The 20,192-nt window shown below is 47.3% G+C and carries 17 protein-coding genes; 2 read left to right on the forward strand and 15 right to left on the reverse strand.

The window, feature by feature from the left end:
* Positions 1–263: 263 nt before the first annotated feature.
* The 10 genes from Q0757_RS11805 to rpiB all read right to left on the reverse strand — a co-directional run bounded on the left by Q0757_RS11805 (position 264) and on the right by rpiB (position 10,653).
* Positions 264–2,186, reverse strand: a complete 1,923-nt coding sequence (locus tag Q0757_RS11805; RefSeq protein ID WP_298787553.1) for a right-handed parallel beta-helix repeat-containing protein — start codon at positions 2,184–2,186, stop codon at positions 264–266.
* A gap of 35 nt (positions 2,187–2,221) precedes the next feature.
* Entirely contained in the window at positions 2,222–3,394 is a 1,173-nt protein-coding gene (locus tag Q0757_RS11810; RefSeq protein WP_298787555.1) for an ROK family protein, read from the reverse strand.
* Between the two features lie 36 nt (positions 3,395–3,430).
* A complete protein-coding gene (locus tag Q0757_RS11815) occupies positions 3,431–4,252 on the reverse strand; it encodes a carbohydrate ABC transporter permease (protein WP_022793433.1) in 822 nt (273 codons plus the stop codon).
* A complete protein-coding gene (locus tag Q0757_RS11820) occupies positions 4,253–5,188 on the reverse strand; it encodes a carbohydrate ABC transporter permease (protein ID WP_298787558.1) in 936 nt (311 codons plus the stop codon).
* 62 nt (positions 5,189–5,250) lie between these two features.
* Positions 5,251–6,534, reverse strand: a complete 1,284-nt coding sequence (locus tag Q0757_RS11825) for an extracellular solute-binding protein (protein WP_298787560.1) — start codon at positions 6,532–6,534, stop codon at positions 5,251–5,253.
* Positions 6,535–6,734: 200 nt separating this feature from the next.
* The gene (locus Q0757_RS11830) at positions 6,735–7,625 is read right to left on the reverse strand and encodes an NAD(P)-binding domain-containing protein (protein WP_298787563.1); all 891 of its coding nucleotides are present in this window, start codon (positions 7,623–7,625) and stop codon (positions 6,735–6,737) included.
* Positions 7,626–7,680: 55 nt separating this feature from the next.
* Positions 7,681–8,505: a sugar phosphate isomerase/epimerase gene (locus tag Q0757_RS11835; RefSeq protein ID WP_298787565.1), complete on the reverse strand. Its 825-nt coding sequence runs from the start codon at positions 8,503–8,505 to the stop codon at positions 7,681–7,683.
* Positions 8,506–8,507: 2 nt separating this feature from the next.
* Positions 8,508–9,155, reverse strand: a complete 648-nt coding sequence (dhaL, locus tag Q0757_RS11840) for a dihydroxyacetone kinase subunit DhaL (protein ID WP_298787567.1) — start codon at positions 9,153–9,155, stop codon at positions 8,508–8,510.
* A gap of 19 nt (positions 9,156–9,174) precedes the next feature.
* Positions 9,175–10,182 carry a dihydroxyacetone kinase subunit DhaK gene (locus Q0757_RS11845; protein WP_298787569.1) on the reverse strand — a complete coding sequence of 336 codons (1,008 nt, stop codon included), beginning with the start codon at positions 10,180–10,182 and terminating at the stop codon, positions 9,175–9,177.
* An 18-nt stretch (positions 10,183–10,200) separates the two neighbouring features.
* Entirely contained in the window at positions 10,201–10,653 is a 453-nt protein-coding gene (gene rpiB, locus Q0757_RS11850; RefSeq protein ID WP_298787610.1) for a ribose 5-phosphate isomerase B, read from the reverse strand.
* 231 nt (positions 10,654–10,884) lie between these two features.
* Between rpiB and Q0757_RS11855 the strand changes: the two genes are divergently transcribed.
* Positions 10,885–11,673 carry a DeoR/GlpR family DNA-binding transcription regulator gene (locus Q0757_RS11855; RefSeq protein ID WP_298787570.1) on the forward strand — a complete coding sequence of 263 codons (789 nt, stop codon included), beginning with the start codon at positions 10,885–10,887 and terminating at the stop codon, positions 11,671–11,673.
* A gap of 77 nt (positions 11,674–11,750) precedes the next feature.
* On the opposite strand, the gene Q0757_RS11860 is transcribed toward Q0757_RS11855, so the two are convergent.
* The 5 genes from Q0757_RS11860 to Q0757_RS11880 all read right to left on the reverse strand — a co-directional run bounded on the left by Q0757_RS11860 (position 11,751) and on the right by Q0757_RS11880 (position 18,841).
* Positions 11,751–12,443 carry a CpsD/CapB family tyrosine-protein kinase gene (locus tag Q0757_RS11860; RefSeq protein ID WP_298787572.1) on the reverse strand — a complete coding sequence of 231 codons (693 nt, stop codon included), beginning with the start codon at positions 12,441–12,443 and terminating at the stop codon, positions 11,751–11,753.
* Between the two features lie 125 nt (positions 12,444–12,568).
* Positions 12,569–13,360, reverse strand: a complete 792-nt coding sequence (locus Q0757_RS11865; protein ID WP_298787574.1) for a hypothetical protein — start codon at positions 13,358–13,360, stop codon at positions 12,569–12,571.
* A 115-nt stretch (positions 13,361–13,475) separates the two neighbouring features.
* On the reverse strand, positions 13,476–15,254 hold the full coding sequence (locus tag Q0757_RS11870; protein WP_298787576.1) for an SLC13 family permease: 1,779 nt from the start codon (positions 15,252–15,254) through the stop codon (positions 13,476–13,478).
* 105 nt (positions 15,255–15,359) lie between these two features.
* Positions 15,360–16,166: a 3'(2'),5'-bisphosphate nucleotidase CysQ gene (gene cysQ, locus Q0757_RS11875; RefSeq protein ID WP_298787578.1), complete on the reverse strand. Its 807-nt coding sequence runs from the start codon at positions 16,164–16,166 to the stop codon at positions 15,360–15,362.
* A 206-nt stretch (positions 16,167–16,372) separates the two neighbouring features.
* Positions 16,373–18,841, reverse strand: a complete 2,469-nt coding sequence (locus tag Q0757_RS11880) for a peptidoglycan-binding protein (protein ID WP_298787581.1) — start codon at positions 18,839–18,841, stop codon at positions 16,373–16,375.
* A gap of 344 nt (positions 18,842–19,185) precedes the next feature.
* Here Q0757_RS11880 and Q0757_RS11885 point away from each other — a divergent pair.
* A partial coding sequence (locus tag Q0757_RS11885; protein WP_298787583.1) for a peptidoglycan-binding protein occupies positions 19,186–20,192 on the forward strand: 1,007 nt, incomplete at its 3' end.

Here is a 20,192-nt window from a genome sequence, read left to right on the forward strand (position 1 = left end):
CAGGGGCCGGTTTGAACTGGGAGGAGCATAATGAAAAGGAAATTTTGGATTATCAATATACTTATAGTTTTCCTCTTTTTACTCACAAACACTATTTTGTATTTATTTTTCGGTTTATATCGTTCAGCTTCGATTATTGTCGTCTTAACTATAGCTGCCATCATTTTAAGCATTCTCAGCCAATGGAACTACCGGAAGCACTATAAACATACAACACGGCAATGATTCATTTAAAATCGCTCTCAGGCGTGGGCTTTACGCTTTCAGCCCCATACCTTCAGATAGTTTTCTCCCGGTTTTAAATTATTCATGGGTCCTACGGCTTCTTTTTCACTTTTACTATTGCCGTAGTAGTCCTTATCCAATATTAATTCGCTTCCGTCCGCGTTCTCAAAATCAGCATCAACGATACGGGTCCTGTGTAACGTTTCTGTCGATTGAATATCCCCACGCAGCTGTTCAAAATCCTCTGGCAGCTCACAGTAAAGATACACTTCGTTTTCTTTTTCAATAATTTCCAGTTTGGGATCGAACTGCTTTGTCGTTAAATTCTGCTCCTCTCTTTCAAAGGGCGCTGCCCCGTTTAAATACGCATTCTTATTAATATATACCGGCTGCTCGACGTTATTGAACGCTTTATGATCAGCAGAAAAGTCGTTTACTGTATCAATGTACTCCTCGAGCGATGCCGTATATCCGTTATAATGATCCGTGCCTACGCCTGTAAGGCCTTTATCCCCTATAAATAGATTATTAAAGTAGCGGTCGTCCCCGCCATAGGTCACAGCAAAGCCAGCCATTTCCGTACTGTGCGGTACATGATACGGCGTAGCGCGGTCCAGCATTTTCTTATGGACCATTTCCCCGCGTATCAGATTATTAACGTAAGCTCCGCCCTGGGCGTGATTATCCAGGGCATAATCTGCGGTTAAGATATTATGGTCGACCACATACGGGCCGCTGCTGACTTCCACAAACAGGTCGCGGTTGTTCCGGTAAAATAAATTACTGCTCACTCTTGTCCCCTGCGTCTGCCAGTCCAGCCATATGCCAAGGGAGCAGTCGTGAATGCGATTGTGATAAATTTGCACATCAATGGCCGCATGCAGCTTAATTCCCGCAATTTCATGACCGAAAAATTCGCGCTTTACGCCTATGTTGTAAATGTGATTGTTATATATTTCACTGAACACACACCCGAGATGCCCGACGACAGCGTTTTGGCCGCAGTCATATATTTTATTATTACGAATCGTATGTGAGCCGACTTTTTCTTTCGTCCAGCCAGCCTGCTGGGCCTGAAAGATTGATTCCACCTGGTACTGATACCCGGACTTGTCCTTTCGTGTTGTGCTGTAATTCTGTCCGGTTGACGCCTCTTTCCCTATACTGATGGCGCTGCATTTGGAATCATGAATAATGTTGTTTTCAATGATCCAGCCCTTGCTCCAGTGTGGCCCCACAAGTCCCGGCTGATCAGCCGTCGGCGGCGTCCAGGGAGTTGCTGCCTGAGCCATTTCAAAGCCGCTGACGGTAATGTAGTCCATACCCGTTTGTTCCGGATAAAAGCAGCATTTGCGCACGTTTATTTCCACCAGCTCCTGCGTGGGATCTATGTCGTGACAATTAATATAAATCGTCGTTGTATGCTGATCCACCTCTGCAAACCATACGTGCTTTGTCTGCTCCGGATCTTCAACGGAGACTGTTTGTTCCGTCCAATGATCCACGATCTCTGTCTGCACCGTAGGACTGTACAACTCCTCCATATGCTCCGCCTCGTAGAATGACTTGCCGTTTACATATACATCGCCCAGATGCCTGCCGGGATTGTATTTCACCCAGTCCCCAAAAATTTTTTCCTGGTAGGGATTATATTCCCCGAAGAAATCATTTGGCAGCGTCGTTTTCCAGACCGTTCCTTCCACCTGCTCCCAATCTGTTATCTGCTCCGATCCCTTGATGACGACCCTTTCTCCGTCCGCCGCCTGGTACGTAATTCTTCTCGTGCTGCTTAATCCTGCATGCTTGGGCTTTACCCATTCCCGGTACTCGCCTTCATGCACAATCACGGTATCTCCCGCTGTCGCCACAGCGGCCGCCTGGTTGATGGTCAGGAAGGGGTTCTGCCTTGTTCCCTCCTGGTTATCTGCTCCATCTTTCGCCACATGATATTCATTAGCCATTGTATCTGCTCCTTTTGCATCGTCTCTATTATTACTTATACTACGGTGACCCTGCTTTCCGAGAAAAATTGTTCAATTGAAAATGCAGCACAGCCGAGTGCGCATGACAGCATACCATGCTCGGAGAATTTCAGTTCAAATGAATCATGATAATAAGGAAGCAGGCGCTGCTGAAGAACACGCTGAATCGGATTGCGCAGCCACGGCTCTAATACCGCAAACCGGTTGCCGATAATAATTTGCTCCGGATTAAAAGTATTTACTATATTAGTCAGCACAATGCCGATATATTCACCAATCTGATCAAGGGCATTCAGTACCCCGTGGTGATTTTCCATAGCCATTTTAATAAGCATCTCCAGGTTTATTCTGGTGCCGGGTGGGAAAATGGGTCTTACTTTATCCATTAACGCTGCCTCGGAGCTGTACAGCTCCCAGCATCCCCTGTTCCCGCAGGGGCACTTCTTCCCCTGGGAGTCAATTGACACATGCCCGATTTCCCCGGAAATACCCGTCGATCCTTTATGAAGCCTGTCGTTAATAATAATGCCTGCTCCTATACCAATGCCGATGCTTACATAAATTAAATCAGATACATTCTGACCTGCACCGTATATTTTTTCTCCGTGAGCTCCTGCCTTTGCTTCATTTTCAATCGTCACAGGCAGCCGGAATTCCTTTTCCAAGTACTTCTTTAAATCAACCCTGTGCCAGTTAAGGTTCGGGGCAAATAGTATCAGGCCGTTGTTATCAATCATGCCGGGCACCCCGAGGCCAATACCGACGAGGCCGTACGGGCTTCCGGAAGCTTCCTGCTGCAGCAGCCTGATCAAATTTTTTACTTTCAGAAAAATAATTTCAGGCTCGGTCTCATCCGTTTCAATTTTTTGTTTATTGATAATATTTCCCTGAAGATCTGTTATTACGGCAAGAATGTAATTAACACCAAGATCCACCCCGATGGAATAGCCCGCATTCTTGTTAAAGAACAGCATCGTCGGTCTGCGTCCCCCGCTGGAAAGACCTACACCTATCTCCCCGACAAAATGCTCTTCCATCAGCTCACTTACCAGACTCGACACAGTGGCCTTGTTTAATCCGGTAATTTTTGAAATTTGAGCTCGGGATACCGGGCTTTCTGTCTGAATTTTATTTAATACGATGGACTTATTAATTTTTCTGACAAGACCTTGATCACCAGTTTTCATATGTGAGTCTCCATGGTTATTTATTTTTTCATAAAGTTATCCCTTCACAGAGCCTGCTGCGAGTCCTTTGATGATTTTTTCCTGGGCTACAAAGTATACGAGCAAAAGCGGCACACTCGCCAGCGTCAGAGCAGCCATCAGTCCTGGAATGTTTATGGAGAATTCCCCGTAAAATTCCCGCAGCCCGATGGGAAGTGTCGCTGCGTCATCGGAGTTCGTTAACACGAGAGCAAAGATAAACTCATTCCATATATGGATAAAGTTATAAATAGCTACGGTGGCGGTCGCTGGAATTAATAGAGGGAATAAAATTCTCCAGAATAACTGTAGATGCCCGCAGCCATCGATTTTTGCCGATTCGATTAATTCCTTTGGCAGATCAGACATAAATTGAGTGTAGATCACTACTGATATTGGGAGAGCAAAGGCCACGTAAGGACCAATCAGGCCCCAAAGGGTATTGTACAATCCCATATTCTGAGTAAGAAGGAATATAGGAATCAGTGTCGTGTGGATAGGAATCATCATCCCTACCATAAACAGCAGCAGGATTGGTCTGTTTAATTTGAATTTCATGCGCGACAACGGGTAGCTTGCCATTGCAGAAAATATGATCGTTAAGATAACCGAGATCACTGTTACAAATAAGCTGTTTCCAAAGTATTGAAAGAAGTTCGTTTCAAACAAAAAGGTGTAGTTTTCAAAGGATAAAGCCTCCGGCAGTGCCCAGGGGGCCGTGGCGAATTCTGCCTGTCCTTTAAAGGATGTATTGATCATTACAAAGAAAGGAAGGCCGGTAAATAAAAGAAGAGCAATGGCTACGATATACAATGGGGTTTGTCTTAATTTATTTATCATTTAAAAATCCGCCTTTCTTTTGTTATCCACTGTAATGATGCCGAGTGTCACTATAAACGCAATAATGAACATCATGGAGGATATGGTACTGCCGTAGCCCATGCTGAAGTTTGTAAACGTCTGGTCATACATATACGTAGCCATTAATTCCGTTGAGTTGTTCGGACCGCCGCCAGTCATTACGTAAATTAAATCGAAATACTTCAAGGCACCAATAACCGAAAGAATGGCAGAGGTGATAATGATAGGACGCAGTAATGGCAGGGTAATCCCCGAAAACTTTCTCCAGGCCGAAGCGCCGTCAATATCAGCAGCTTCATATAAATCCTCCGAGATCCCGACAATAGCGGCCCGGAATAAAATCATATAAAACGGAGCGAACTGCCAGCAAATGGTGATAATAACTGCCCAAATGGCCGTATCTTCACTGCCGAGCCATCCGTGCTGTAATGATTCCAGCCCCACGGCGCCCAGGAACTGGTTCACGAGGCCGTAGTTGGCATCAAAGATATAGATAAATAAAATACCGATAGCCACTGTCGACATTAAGAAGGGCATAAAATAAACGGTGCGGAACAGCCGCATCCCTTTAATAGGGCTGAACAGCAGCAGGGCCATAATTAAGCCGAGAGGAAGCTGCGTCAGCAGTGAAGCAGCAATCAGCAGGGCGTTGTTTCCGGAAGCCTGCCAGAACACACCATCCCGGATAACTTCAAAGTAATTCTGGAGCCCAATAAACACCATATTGGAATCGATGCCGTTCCAGTCAAACAGACTGTAGTAAAATGTCATCCCAATCGCATAAACCACGTACACTCCGTAGAAGATGAGCGCCGGAGCCATAAATCCTAATATGACAAGCCAGTTCTTGCCTTTCTTCTTCCTGGAAGCATTCCGGGATTTTGTGTTCACTTCATTTTCGACGTTGGTAGCCAACAACATTCACCTCAATTTTTAACTACATCAAGCCGGCAGAACCGGCTTGATATAGAAGTTAATTATTCCAGCTCTTCCTCCGCAGCCTGTTCCATCTCTTCTGCCGCTTCTTCTGGTGTAATGGATCCGCCAAACAATGCTTGTGTAGTGTCTAAGTGAACTTCTGCAAGTGCTGGAGGCAGAGTCTGGTCATAGTACGTTTGTACAAAATCAGCTTCGTTTAAGGTTTCACTCAAACGCTTGATGTATTCATCTTCGTACTCAGCCCCTTCTACCGGAGACACAGCGCCGCTTTCGTTCGCAAACTCGGTGGCTGTTTCCTGCTGGGAAATGAAGTTCAGGAAGTCAATAGCAGCTTCTTTGTTATCACTTTGCTCTGACACGGAAAATGCCGGGCTCACACCGCCCACAAGGTGATTTTGCGCGCCTTCCCCACCTTCGATTTCAGGGAACATGAAGTAATCAAGCTTTTCTTTGAATTCAGGCATTTCACTATCAACGTTTTTGAGCATCGCACCACTGGTCATAATTTCCATCGCAGCGTCCCCGGAATACATTAGTTGACGGGACTGGCCTGTGTCATAGTCGCTGCCGTTAATGCCATCTGGAAATGCATTTTTATCCACCAGCTCTTGGATCTTTTCCCCTGCTTCGACATATGCTTCATCATCAAAGCTTCCTTCGCGGCTAAAGGCGTCGGCGAATAAATCTTCTCCTCCGGCTCTTTCAGCAAGATACATCAGATAGAAGGCACCCGGCCACTGCGTCTGGTTTGCGAGGGCAAATGGAATAACGTCGTTTTCATTCAATGTATCGACAATATCTAAAAGTTCATCATATGTTTCCGGTTCTTCGAGACCGTATTCATCGAAAATTTCCTGGTTATACCATACAGGCACTAAATCAAGCCCCATAGGCACGCCGTATACCTCATCATCAAAGGTCACTGTACCTAAGCCAGCTTCCAGAAATCTATCTGATTCAACTTCATCAGTGATATTTACCACCTGGTCAGCATCCACGAAATTCTCCAGCCAGCCGCCGCCCCAGGAATGAAAAATATCAGGTGCGGCATTACCGCCCATGGCCGTACTAATCTGTTGTTTATAAGGATCGTTTTGGTACTGCTTTAAATTTACCGTAACTCCTTCTTCCTCCTCAAAGCGTTCTGCCGCATTCTGAAGTACTTCTTCTCCTGCTCCGGTTTCAATGTGCCATACTTCAATTGCATTATCTCCGCCGCCGTTGTTTCCGCCTGATGAAGCCTCTTCCCCATCCGGACTTTCCGGGTTTGCAGGCTGACATCCTGCCGAAAAAATGAGAAATGCCGGTAAAATTGCTGCCATAGGAACTTTGTAATTCACGTTCAATCAACTCCTCTTTTTAATTGATAACGCTTACATTTAATGGGTGATAAAAACTTAATATTAAGAAAAGTGATGTTTGATATTTAGTATAGGAATCAGCTCCTTTCATGTTTATTTTCATCCAGCCGGCTGCCTATGTTTGTCGGCTGGATAAACTAATAATGTTATATACAGGCGTTTCAACCTCCCTTCGGAGTCTGACAATTCCCCATTCTTTCAAAGAAATTAATAATGTAGGAATGGTCTCTTTTCCCGTTTCCGTTAGCAATTTCGGAGTGAAAGATTTCTTTCACCAGGTTAGTGACAGGAAGCGGTACCCCGATCGCATTCGCTGAGGACTGGATGTTCTTTAAATCTTTATAGTTCGTTTCAATGCGGCCGCCCGGCTCAAAATTCCGTTCGATAATCTGCGGCATTTTGGCTTCCATGACAGCGCTGCCTGCCAGTCCGCCGTGAATGGCTTCAAACAGTTTGTTTAAGTCGATGCCTGCCTGGCTCGCGTACACACAGGCCTCCGATAATGCGGCGAGGTTTCCGCTGACGATGATTTGGTTTGCCAGCTTTGCTGCCGAACCGGTGCCAGTCGCTCCGCAATGAACGATGTTCTCACCCATGGCTTCAAATACGGGCAGCACTTTGTGAAAGTGATCTTCGTGCCCGCCTGCCATAATGGATAGTCTGCCTTCAACAGCCATCGGTTCGCCGCCGCTGACCGGAGCGTCGATAAAGTGAAGATTCAGTGCTTCCAGTTTATTGGCAAACAGTCTTGATTCTTCCGTCGATACCGAGCTCATATCCACAATAATGGTTCCCGGTTTACTGGCTGCAGCTAGTCCTGGCTCTTCAAATAACACCTGGGATACATGTTTTCCTTCCGGCAGCATCGTGATGATGACCTCACTGCTTTCTGCTGCCTCCTGGCCTGTTTTACACGCATGGCCGCCTAAAGCTGCCAGTTCGTTGACAGCCTCTGTGTTTAAATCAAAAAGGTACGTCTCAAACCCCTGCTTGATAAGATGCCCGGCCATCGGTTTGCCCATGATCCCTAAGCCAATAAATCCAACCTTCATACGACACGCCTCCATACAACAGTATTTAAATAGATTCTGGTAACGCTAAATGCTCTCAGTTTTCCTGAACGACGGGCGCGAGGTGTTTATTGACATAATCGCCAAGCTCTTTAATGACTTTTCCGGTATCCGGCTCTGCTGCCCCGGTTTCTTCTTCGAGCATCACCCAGCCGTCGTAGCCGCCGTCTTTTAAGACCTGCATGCACCCTACAAAGTCAATGTCGCCCTCGCCCATTTTCTTCCATTCATGCTGCTTCGAGGCTTCTTTAAAATGCACGTGTTTAATTAACGGCAACGCTTCCCTAAAAATGTCCACCGGATCCATGTCCCCGAACATGATATGACCGGCATCCGGAGTGTAGCCCATATATCTTTCATCAAGGCCATCGAAAAGGACTTCATAGTCCTCGCGGGATTTCCAGTAGGAGGTTTTGTAGGAAATCGGGTGCAGCGAGGTCACAATGCCGTGCTCCTCCCGGGCCCGTTTGCCCAGTTCATTGGCTCCCTTAATAATCTCCTGCTGCCGCTGCCGTACATTATCCCTGCTGGCCCCGACTCTCGAAGGCACGTTCATTACCGCTCCCGGGAAGTGCTTTAGGTAGTCGAAATAGTAATTTTCCAGCTCCCTTTCCTGCTCAGAGGGCTTTCCGCCTTCAAAAGCATGCGGGATCGTCAGGGCCGCTAATTGAAGACCTCTTTGATCCAGCTCTTCCTTGAAGCGCTCCGGCTGGTCCCTATACTTTCCAAGCAGGGAGATCTGCATATCCAGGCCGGTCAGCCCGCCGTTTTTTACGTCATCCATGATCTGGTCCATCATGTCTGCCTCTACATCGTAATCCAACACCCAGGTGGAGCCCTGGCATCCGAATTTCATGACCATTTTTAATACTCCTCTTTAACAGTTTTTAAATTTAATGCTTCCGTAACAAAGGTGGAAAACAGAAGCTGCATCGATGTTGCCCCCGGGTCCTGATGGCCTATGGAGCGCTCGCCCAGCCGGCTGGATCTTCCTTTTTGGGAGCTCATCTCTCTGGTGGCCTCCATGCCATCTTTTGCCGCCTGTGATGCCTGTTCAAATTTTTTCTCCACCGTTCCATCTTCACTCTGCAGAGCTTCCTGGACAGGATATAAAACATCCACCATCGTTTTATCCCCCGGCTCCGCCTGGCTTCTTTCCTGCACGCCATTGGTAAATTCAATCCAGAACTGCCTCATATCCTCCATGGAGAGTTCTGTTTTATTTTTAACGGCCTTTGCCCCGGCCATAAAGCCAGAAGCATAGAGCGGTCCTACTGATGAACCCACAGCGCTTAAAAAGGAACGCCCGGCTGTCATCGCAATTTTTCCGCAATCTGTTTCGTCCGCCAGCTTTGAATGAAGGGCTTCCTGCACGGCCTTCCATCCGATACTCATTGTTATGCCGTGATCGCCGTCTCCGAGCGCCCGGTCCAGTTCGCATAAATAGGTTTTGTTTTCTTCAAGTACAATGTGAGCGCTCTCAAAATAATTTTTCCATTCCTCTGCCTGCATGTAGTAATTCCCCTCCTGCTTAACTCTGTGTATACATCGGGCACTGGGCCGGGGCATCAATCAATGGCTTTAATTCCTCGTCCATTTTTAAAAGTGTGATAGAGCACCCTCCCATTTCGAGAGACGTACAATAATCCCCTACATAGGAAGTATAGATATTTATTCTTTTTTCATTCAGGAGGCTTTCCACCTTGTCGTACATGATGTAAAGCTCCATTCTGGTTGTGGACCCGAGGCCGTTAATAAGCACCGAGACCTCCTCCTCCTCGGATGTAATATCCATTTCATCAATAATATTGTTTAAAATACGCTCAGTAACCTCGTTTGAAGTAGCCAGCTTGGTTTTTTCCACGCCCGGCTCCCCGTGGTGGCCAAGGCCGATTTCCATTTCATCCTCTTCGAGACTGAAGCTTGGCTGTCCGGTTTGCGGAAGGGAGCACGGGGAGAGGCCGACGCCCATGGAGCCTACATTCTGGTTGGCCTTTTCGGTTATACGGTACACCTCGTCGAGCGAAAGACCCTCCTCCGCTGCTGCTCCAGCCACCTTCGTCACAAAGAATTCTCCGGCGATCCCTCTTCGTTTTTCCGCTTCCTCCCTCGGTGCAGACGCAATATCATCCTTTACGATGATCTGCTTTACTTCTATGTTTTCTTCCATGTCTGCAATATCGGCTGCCATCCCGAAATTCATAATGTCTCCCTGGTAGTTCCCGTATAAAAGCAGGGCCCCCTGGTCGGTATGCGTTGCTTTTATGGCCTCCACAATTGGATCCGGAGGCGGAGAAGAAAAGATATTGCCCACCGCGACGCCATCAGCCATTCCTTTGCCTACATAACCCATAAAAGCCGGTTCATGGCCGGAGCCTCCTCCAATAATTAAACTGACCTTCTGCTTTAAGCCAGCATCTGTGCGGACGATCGTTCGCGAATGCGCCTCTATCCCCCTCACAAGATGAGAATGCGCTTTCAAATAACCATTAAGCATTTCTTCGACGACCACATCCGGGTCATTAATTAACTTTTTCACCGTTAAACCTCCTGAAATTTATTTTTTCATAAATTCTTTTTCTTTTTCTGAAATCTTATTGATTTTCCGCTCTGAATTGCCTCCCTGAAATTCTACACTTAAATACGTCTGTACAATTTTTTTAGCATGCTCTGCGCCGATAACCTGGGCGCCCATCGTAATAATCTGGGCATTGTTGCTTAATTGGGCACGTTCAGCAGAATACGCATCGTGACATTGAGCCGCGCGAATGCCTGGGACTTTGTTAGCCGAGATAGCTACCCCAATACCAGTGCCGCAGATCAAAATCCCCCGGTCAGCTTTATTATCGTTAATATCCTCCGCCACTTCAAATGCAACATCCGGATAATCCACCTCTGTACAGTTATAGCAGCCGTAATCAATGACCTCATGATTCAGCTCTTCCACGTGTTTTTTTATCGTTTCTTTCAAATCGTATGCGACGTGATCACTTCCAATAGCTATTTTCACTATTTTCAATCCCCGTTTCTGTTAATATTTGATTAAATTTTCGCATTTCATCTTTTGTTTGTCAATTTTTATTTTTATTTACTTTCGAAAATGATCATTTATTCAAAGATAAGTGATATAAGGGGAACAAGACAAAATGAAATATTACAGAGGAATTTATATTAAATATTTTGCTAAAAGTGAATTTTTCTTCTACTATTAGAAAGAGAATATGAGTCGAAGGGTGAAACGATGACTAAATTATTTGTAGCGGAACGCCGGCAAAAGATCCTCGAATACTTAAATGTTGACCGCCGTGTAACTGTCCGCGGTCTGGCAGAGAAAATGAAGGTATCAGAAGTGACGCTTCGCTCCGATTTGAAGGACATGGAAAACGAAGGGCTGCTTCGCAGAACTCATGGCGGGGCTGTTCTGCCTGAAGCAGAAGATAACGAAATTAATTTTTCATCAAGGGAAAAGAAAAACAAAACAGAAAAAATTACGATGTCCCATATGGCAATGTCGTTGATTGAAGACGGCCACTGCATACTTTTGGACGCCAGTTCAACGGCGCTTGAATTTGCCCGGCTGCTGAAGGAAAGCCAGATGCGCCTGACTGTAGTCACCAGTGGTATTTACACTGCGCTGGAATTAAGGGAAAACCCTAATTTAACAGTCATTCTTTTAGGAGGGGTGGTCCGGCACGGTTCCAGTTCTTTAGAGGGGGTGCTGGGAATTGATATGTTAAATAAAATTCATGTTGATTTCATGCTTACTTCCGCCAGTGGTTTTACAGTAAATACAGGGCTTACGGACTTTAACGTCTACGAAGTCGATTTGAAAAAACATATGGTAGCCAAAGCCAGTAAAGTTGTCGCTCTTATCGACCATTCAAAAATCAACAAAAGCTCTATTTCTTCCTTTGCCTCTTTAAATGAGATTGATTATTTTATTTCAGACGAGCCCGTCTCGGGGGATATACTTACTGAGCTGGAGAAGCATAATGTTCAAACGCTTTTTTCCCTGGTGGATTACAGCTGATTTCCCCGCTCTTAAAACCACTACCATTGAAATGCAAACGAGCCGGCTCCTGATTTTTAGGAGCCGGCTCGTTCTGTTTAACCGTAATAGTAGTAATAGCTTTGATCCATACCTTTTTTCTGGTTCAATATGCAGCCAAGAATTGGCACGCCGCTTACTTCCAGCAGGTCTTTAGCCTTCCGGGCGGCATCATTTTCGGTTTCTCCGGCTTTGACCACGAGAATACTTCCGTCGCAGTGGCGGGAGATAACCTGAACGTCCGTCACCGCGAGCACCGGCGGCGCGTCAAACAAAATCACGTCGTACTGCTCGCGGGCAAGCTCCACCAGATGAGCCATTGAACGGCTTCCGAGAATTTCAGATGGATTTGGTGGGATCGGGCCGCTAGGCAGAATATCGAGGTTCGGCACTTCAGTTTCCTGTACGTATCCTGCATATTCTCCGTGATTCGTCAGAGCGTTAATAAGCCCGTGTGTATTCATGCGGCGAAACGTATAGTGCACGGTCGGCTTACGAAGATCAGCGTCCACGAGAAGCACCTTTTTTTCCTGCTGGGCCATCGTTACCGCGAGATTTGCCACCGTGGTGGATTTTCCTTCCCCCGGTCCTGCTGATGTGACAACCATCGTCTGCATCTCTTTATCCACTGAGGAATATTGAATATTAGTACGAATCGTACGGTACTGCTCGGATACAGGGGATTTGCTGTTCAGCCAGGTAATGAGCTTCCGCTGATTCGTGTTCGTCTCTTGCTTCTTTTTTCGTGCCAAACGCGCACACTCCTTTTGATTTCTGTTCGTTACTCCTTATATCGGCCGGGTGATGTATTCATTATAGGCGTAGTATAGCACATTTCAGCGTACCCCGGTCCGTTTTTCCAAAAAGCAGGACCTTTTTATGACCCGCTTTCTGTCCACTGCTGCCAGATGCCATCCGCCCAGGCTGTATGCCCCTGTTCCGTCGGTACCGGCGTGTCCTCACCGACGTAGTCAATCAGCTCTTCATCATCCACCGCGGGCCAGGCGCTCCAGTGATTCAGGTAGGTGACCCCGGTCTCGTCGGCATATCCTTCTATGGCGTCGAGCTGTTCTAAGTAGTACTGCGCCTCGTACCAAGGCTGCGGCGCACTGATATAGTACGCGCTGTCGTTTTCCTGCACCGCTTCCGTAATTTCACGGGTAGCGTAAATGGTATCGTCGCTGCTGACCGTGCCATTATCACTCACCGCAAACGGCACAAAGATAAATAAATCGGCATCAGCACCGGCCATTTCCTCCGGCCCGCCTTCGTTCAGCACTTCAAGGGACGTGCTGTCATCATATGTAATTGTTTCTACTTCAGTACTGATTCCGTTCCAGTTCTCCTCGATCCGATCAGCCAGCTGCTGCGGAAAGCTGTTGTCGCCCTCTGACGTCACCGCACCTGGGCCGGCCACTACAAGCCGCAACGGATCGCCGGACTGCTTCGCTTCTTCCAGCTGGCTTTGCAGAGCACCGTCCAGCCCTTCGGCGTTAATCCCGCTTCCGGCTCCGCCCTCCGAAGAGGCGCTGCCGCTGTTCTGCTGTTCGCCGCTGCTTTCACCGGCTCCGCCAGCGTTATCGATGCGGTCCTGGTAATACAGCCATCCTGCTATCAGCACCACCGCCGTGATCAGGACGAGGATAAATAACCCAATTGATCGCTTCATGAGATCTCCCCTCGTTCATTATTCCATTCTTAAGTATTACGAAAATCCTTCAAATTGTAAAGACGAAATCCGAAAATTTCCATAAAAGAACATATACTTCAGCTTGTTTTAACAGCTAAAAATAAAACGTATACACAATACCGACAGTCATCACCATCGCAATGACGGTAAGCGGCAAACCGACTTTAATATAGTCGGAAAATTTATATCCGCCTGGCCCGTACACAATCAGGTTCGTCTGATACCCAATCGGCGTGACGAAGCTTGCCGAAGCGGCGATCGCAATCGTGAAAGCAAACCCCATCGGATCAGCATTCAGGCTTTCGGCAATACTGAGGCCGATCGGAATCATCAGCACGGCTGCCGCACTGTTTGTAATCAGTTCCGTAAAAAGGTTTGTCAGGGCGTAAACAAAAAACAGAACTACAACGATACCAAGCGGTTCCCCGAAGGCAAGCAGCCCCTTCGCTATCCAGGCGGCAAGTCCCGTTTCGGTCATGGCTGATCCTACCCCGAAGGCACTCGCAATTAACAGCAGCACCTGAAACTGCACATAGCGCTTCGCTTCCTCGGGTGTAATAATACGCGCCACTAAAAAAATGAGTACCGCAAGCGCCATTGCCTGAAACATACTGAGCCATCCGACTGTAACAATCGCAATCATCGCCAGCAGCACCCCGAGCGAGAGCCATCCTTTCACGGGCTTCTCTCTGATGGAGCCCGGCGTCTCCAGGGCAGAAACAACGTAAAAATCATTCGAGCGCTTGTACTTCTGCAGAAAATCCGAACCGGCGAGAAGAAGAAGTGAATCCCCGGGACGCAGTCGGATGTCTCCGATTTTACTCTGGATTCTTTCATTGTTACGATGCACCGCCACTACACCTGCATCGTAGGACGAACGAAACTGCGCCTGTTTGATCGTTTTAGCCTGGAGTGACGACTGGTGGGAAACGACCGCTTCCACCAGCTGATTCGATCCGTTTTGCAGGTCATCGAGCGTCAGCTCGGTGCCCGTTTTCAGCGTAAGCCCAGCCGTCCGCTGCAGGTCAGCCATTTTCTCGAGTACCCCGGTGAAAATCAGACGGTCGCCCGCCTGCACAACGGTATTGGAGCTCACCGGCGATATCCGTTCATCCCGGCGGATGATTTCGATCAAAAACATCCCCTGCAGATCCCGAAGCCCTGCTTCCTGAACGCTTTTCCGTACATATGGAAATGTAGGCTCAACCTTCATTTCACACAGGTACTCCTTGGCCTCATCCTCCATCCGTCTCTGCGTTCCTTCATAGGCTGGCAATATACGGTAACCAATCGTAAACAGATAAATGAGCCCGACGACCGTAAGCGGCAGGCCGACGATCGCCAGCTGGAACATGCCGAACCCCGCCATATCGTAATCCAGAAGCATCCCGTGTACCACCAGGTTGGTCGAAGTGCCGATCAACGTAATTGTGCCCCCCATAATTGTCGCGTACGACAACGGGATTAAAAACTTGGAGGGAGCGTAACCACGATCTTCGCACCATTTTTTGATAATTGGGGTGAAGGCTACTACAATCGGGGTGTTATTTAAGAAGGCCGACATGCCGGATATTGGTACAAAGGTGCGTACCATTGATGACACCGGTCCGCGGCTCTTCTGCAGCCAGTGAGTCATAAACCTTTCTACGAGCCCGCTCTTCTGCACTGCTCCAGCGACAATAAATAAAAGCGCAACTGTCAGCATCCCTTCGTTGGAAAAGCCGATCAGGGCCTGTTCCGTCGTAAGGATACCGCTGATCAGAAGAATAACCAGCACAGTAAATACGATCATATCCGGCCGCGCGACTTCAAAAAACAGCGCCAAAAGCATCCCTACGATTAATACTAATACAACACCCATTTCAATGGTCATATGAACCCCTCTATTTCCTACCATTCTTATAGGGATGATTATACAGCAAAAGAGACCCACTGCGGGAGTCTCTTTTCATCAGTTTATAGTTTTAAAAAATTATGATTAAATCGATTTTACAATAAACCAGCCGTTGGTCTGGTCTTTTCTATTATAATAGAACCTTTCATTGTCTTCGTATCTTACTACCGTTCCTCCGGCGGCTTCTACAATCGCCTGTCCCGCTCCTGTGTCCCACTCCATCGTCGGAGCGTATCGCGGATAAAAATCGGCCTTCCCCTCTGCGATCAGGCAGAATTTCAGTGAGCTGCCGGCGGACACCACGTCTACGGCGCTGTATGTTTCTTTTAGTTCATTAATGAATGCTTCCGTTTCCGCTGACATGTGTGACCGGCTTGCCACCACATGCGCTTTGTCTTCAGGTCTGGAAACGGCAAGCTTTTCGCCGTGCTGCCGGAGCAGCTCTTCGCTGAGGGGCAGCTTGGAGGTAACGTCAGTCACTTTATATGCCCCGAATGATTGCCCGCCGATGTACAGCACGTCCTGTGCAGGCACATAAATAACTCCCATAACCGGGTATTTGTTTTCAATTTTTGCGATGTTAACCGTGAATTCATCATTCTTTTTCACGAATTCCTTTGTACCATCCAGCGGGTCCACGAGCCAAAACGAGTCCCAGTCTTTACGCTGCTCGTAATCCACGGTATTTCCTTCTTCGCTTATGACCGGAGTTTCCGGATCTGCTTCGTGAAGCCCTTTGGCAATAACGTTGTGGGCGCGCTTGTCCGCTTCTGTCAGCGGGGAATCGTCCTCTTTATGCTCGACCGTAAAATCCCGCCCGTACACATCCATGATTTCCTGTCCTGCTTCTACTGCAAATGAAATGATTGCGCTTGTGATAACCGCCTGCATATGCATGCTCCCTTTTTAATTACATGTTTATGTGGTCCATTTGAGTTAAAAATTTGCCGTTTAATTTAATTACTTTGTTTCACTTGCTTTATTGTACACTTCTTCCAATTAAGTGAAAAGATGATTTCCTCTTAATAATAGTGTGGGCCGAAATTTTTTATTTATTATAAAGAAAACGAGCCGCCCACATGGGCAGCTCGTTGCTCTTAATTTTTGCTGAAGTAAGAATTGGTACCTTGATAAATTCCTTCAGCAAGTTTTTCTCTATAGGAGCTTTGCTTCAAGTAGGAAGCTTCTGTTGCGTTATCGATAAAACCAACTTCCACTAACACAGAAGGAACCTTCGTTTCGCGGATAACGTGGAAGTTGCCTTGTTTCACCCCGCGGCTTCGCCCGGAGGTTTCCCGGATGATTCCTGATTGAATCTCTTCTGCGAGCTCTTTACTTTCTGCACCTTCGTATTTACTGTACCAGTACGTTTCAATTCCGTGACCGCCACCGGCGTTTGTGTGGATGCTGATGAAAGCATCCGCGCCTGCGTTATTTGCGATCGAAGAACGCTGGGAAAGCGATAGATACTTGTCACTTTCACGCGTCATTACCACGTTTGCTCCAGCTGCACGTAATTTACTAGCCAGGTATTTAGATGTTTCGAGGTTGATATCTTTTTCTTTCAATCCATTTCCCTGCGCGCCTGGATCATGGTCGCCGTGTCCAGCGTCTACCACAATCGTCTTGCCGGCTACAGCAGATTCGGATGGATATGTTTCATCTACATTCAATGCTGCACGAAGAGCTTTCATGGTGTTCGGACCAGCCACACCGTCCACTGCGAGATTTTCAGAACGCTGAAAATCTTTTACTGCCTGCGCAGTTGAGGAATCAAACTGATTGGATGGGTTGCTTACACTCATGAACCCAAGTGCTTCAAGGTCAAGCTTCAGCTGAACCACTCCATCATGAGTCGTGCCTACCTTCATGATTGAAATAGAGCCGTAGTTACCCGGATCGCCGACGTCGCTTGCATCGTCGTCACTCGCTTCATCGTCGCTCCCTTTAGTGCTGAGAACTTCGCTGATCTTCGCGAGGGTTTTCGGACCGGCTACACCGTCGACGTATAAATCATGATCACGTTGAAATTCTTTAACAGCTGCTTCAGTTTGTGGACCAAATTTTCCATTTGGACTCGAGATGTCCAGGTAACCGAGCGTATACAGGTCTTCTTTCATGGCCTTAGCCGCCGGGCTGTCCACTCCGTCCTTCAAAAGGCCGCTGTCACTGTCATTCGAGTTGCTGTCATCACTGCTGTCGTCCTCATCTGATGGCGGATTTTTCAGTACTTCCCTCAGCTTGGCAAGCGTATTTGGTCCGGCTACACCATCAACCATCAGGCCATGATCGCGCTGGAAATCCTTGACCGCGGCTGCCGTGAGCGGGCCGAAGTGCGTCGTTGGCTCAGAAATGTTGAGATACCCGAGCGTGTACAGATCGGTTTTCAACAATTGAGCCTCTTTACTGTGCACGCCGTCCTTCAAAAGCGTGCTTCCACTGTCAGCGCTGTCGTCACTGCTGCTGTCGTTCTCATCTGAAGATAACGCCTGCAGTTCGTCGCTGATTTTGGCGAGGGTGTTCGGCCCGGCGACGCCGTCCACAACGAGGCCGTGGTCACGCTGGAAATCCTTGACCGCGGCTGCCGTGAGCGGGCCGAAGTGCGTCGTTGGCTCGGAAATGTTGAGATACCCGAGCGTATACAGATCGGCTTTCACGGCTTTGGCTGCTTCACTGCGTACGCCGTCTTTCAAAAGCGTGCTTCCGCTGTCAGCGCTGTCGTCACTGCTGCTGTCGTCCTCATCTGAAGATAAAGCCTGCAGTTCGTCGCTGATTTTGGCGAGAGTGTTCGGCCCGGCGACGCCGTCCACAACGAGGCCATGGTCACGCTGGAAATCCTTGACCGCGGCTGCCGTGAGCGGGCCGAAGTGCGTCGTTGGCTCGGAAATGTCGAGATAGCCAAGCGTATACAGATCGGCTTTCACGGCTTTGGCTGCTTCGCTGCGGACGCCGTCCTTCAAGAGCGTGCTTCCGCTGTCAGCGCTGTCGTCACTGCTGCTGTCATCCTCATCTGAAGATAAAGCCTGCAGTTCGTCGCTGATTTTGGCGAGGGTGTTCGGCCCGGCAACGCCGTCCACCACGAGGCCGTGGTCACGCTGGAAATCCTTGACCGCGGCTGCCGTCTGCGGACCGAAGCGTTCATTTGGGTTGGCAATATCGAGATAGCCAAGCGTGTACAGGTCTTCTTTCATGGCCTTGGCCGCCGGACTCGTCACACCGTCCTTCAGTACGCTGCTGTTTGTATTGCTGTCTCCAGAAGATTTGCTATGTATAATTTCGTTTATCTTGGAGAATGTATTTGGGCCAGCAACTCCGTCCACAGTCAGCGAATGGTCTTTTTGAAAATCTTCCACCGCTCGTTCTGTTTGCTTACCGAAGTATTTAGTCGGGTTCGCTATATCCAAATAACCAAGCTCATACAGATCCTCTTTCAGTTCCTGTGCCTGCGAACTGTTATCTCCGTATTTAACGATATTGGAAGCTGCATTGGCTGGAGTAGACGTAGACAATACAAACGAAATAGCGAGCAAAACACCAGCTAAAACAAATATGAAGTTTTTAAACATCCTGATTACTTCCTCACTCCTCTTCTTTAAATTAATTTCGTGCATGTATTCATTCTAATTAGGACTTAAGAATCAATCAATAGGTAATTATTATACAAAAGTCGTATCATTATTATCTGCTCATCTATTTCAAAAGGCTTATATAGTCTGATTTTATCGTTATTTTTTAATTTTATTTTATATACTAAATTTCATTTTTACCTTGTTATAATTAGTTCCAAAGAATTAATTTTTATCACGTATGTATTTTAAAAATTGCATAAATTACTGCACTGTGCTTTTTTATGTAATTTTTCTTAGTTAAGACGATAATATACACGTACTAGTTAATTAGGAGGCTGAGTATGGTTTCATCTAAAAAAATTATATTTTTCAGTTCGTTTATCGTTTCTATTTCATTAGGCAGTTTAGCCACCACTGGCAATACGGTCCTGGCCAATGAAGAAGACAACCACAATGAATTTTACATGGCAGAGGGTACAGAAGCATCTGAGGTCAAGGAGCTCGAAGAAGCTTTGATTGTTTTAGGGTATCCCCTTCAAGAAGCAGACACTCTATTCGATAGCAGTACATCTATACATATTTCAGATTACCAGGAGCGAAACAGCTTTGAAGTGACTGGGGAAGTAGATCAGGAATTGCTTGAAAGCATTCTGGAAGATATGAAAAGCGCAAAAGAAAATGAAGCTTCCGGCAATACAGAATCCGAAAATCAAATTGAAAAAGATTCCTCTATAGAAGAAGCTTATACTGCTTCATCTAATTCAGAAAACGAAGTTGAGGATGAGAGCAGGGAGACAAGCGCTGGTACAGAAGAATCCGATGCAGATTCCTCCTTTGCTCAGAGAAACGATGAAGCTGGTCAGATTCCAGACAGTGACGATCGGGATTTAAAACAAGAAGAATCGGATGAAGACGAAAGTACAGCAGAAGAACCACAGGACATGGAAGTTGATGAAGAAGAGACAATGACGCAAGACGTGAAAAGTGACGCTGACGAAGAAAAAGAGGAAGACGAAAACACTAAGCAAACAAAAGCACCAGATGCAGATGAGAAAGTATCAATCGAACAAGAAGAAGCAGCACCACAAAAGGCCAGATCTTTCGTATTGGCAGCCAATACCTTCTCTGCGTCTGCTGTTTCCAGCAGCATGCTCCTGAAAGACGGCGTGACCAGCCCAGCGGCCAGAGCCATGAAAGAAGACCTGTATACGCTTGGCTATCTCGACATTGCCAACCCAAATGAGCGCTTCGGTCCGCAGACGGCAGCCGCGGTCAAGGACTTCCAGCGTGACCACGGCCTCGTGGTGGACGGCGTCGCCGGGCCGAACACCCTCGCCAAAATCAGCGA

Source organism: uncultured Marinococcus sp. (assembly GCF_947493875.1).
Taxonomy (GTDB): Bacteria; Bacillota; Bacilli; order Bacillales; family Marinococcaceae; genus Marinococcus.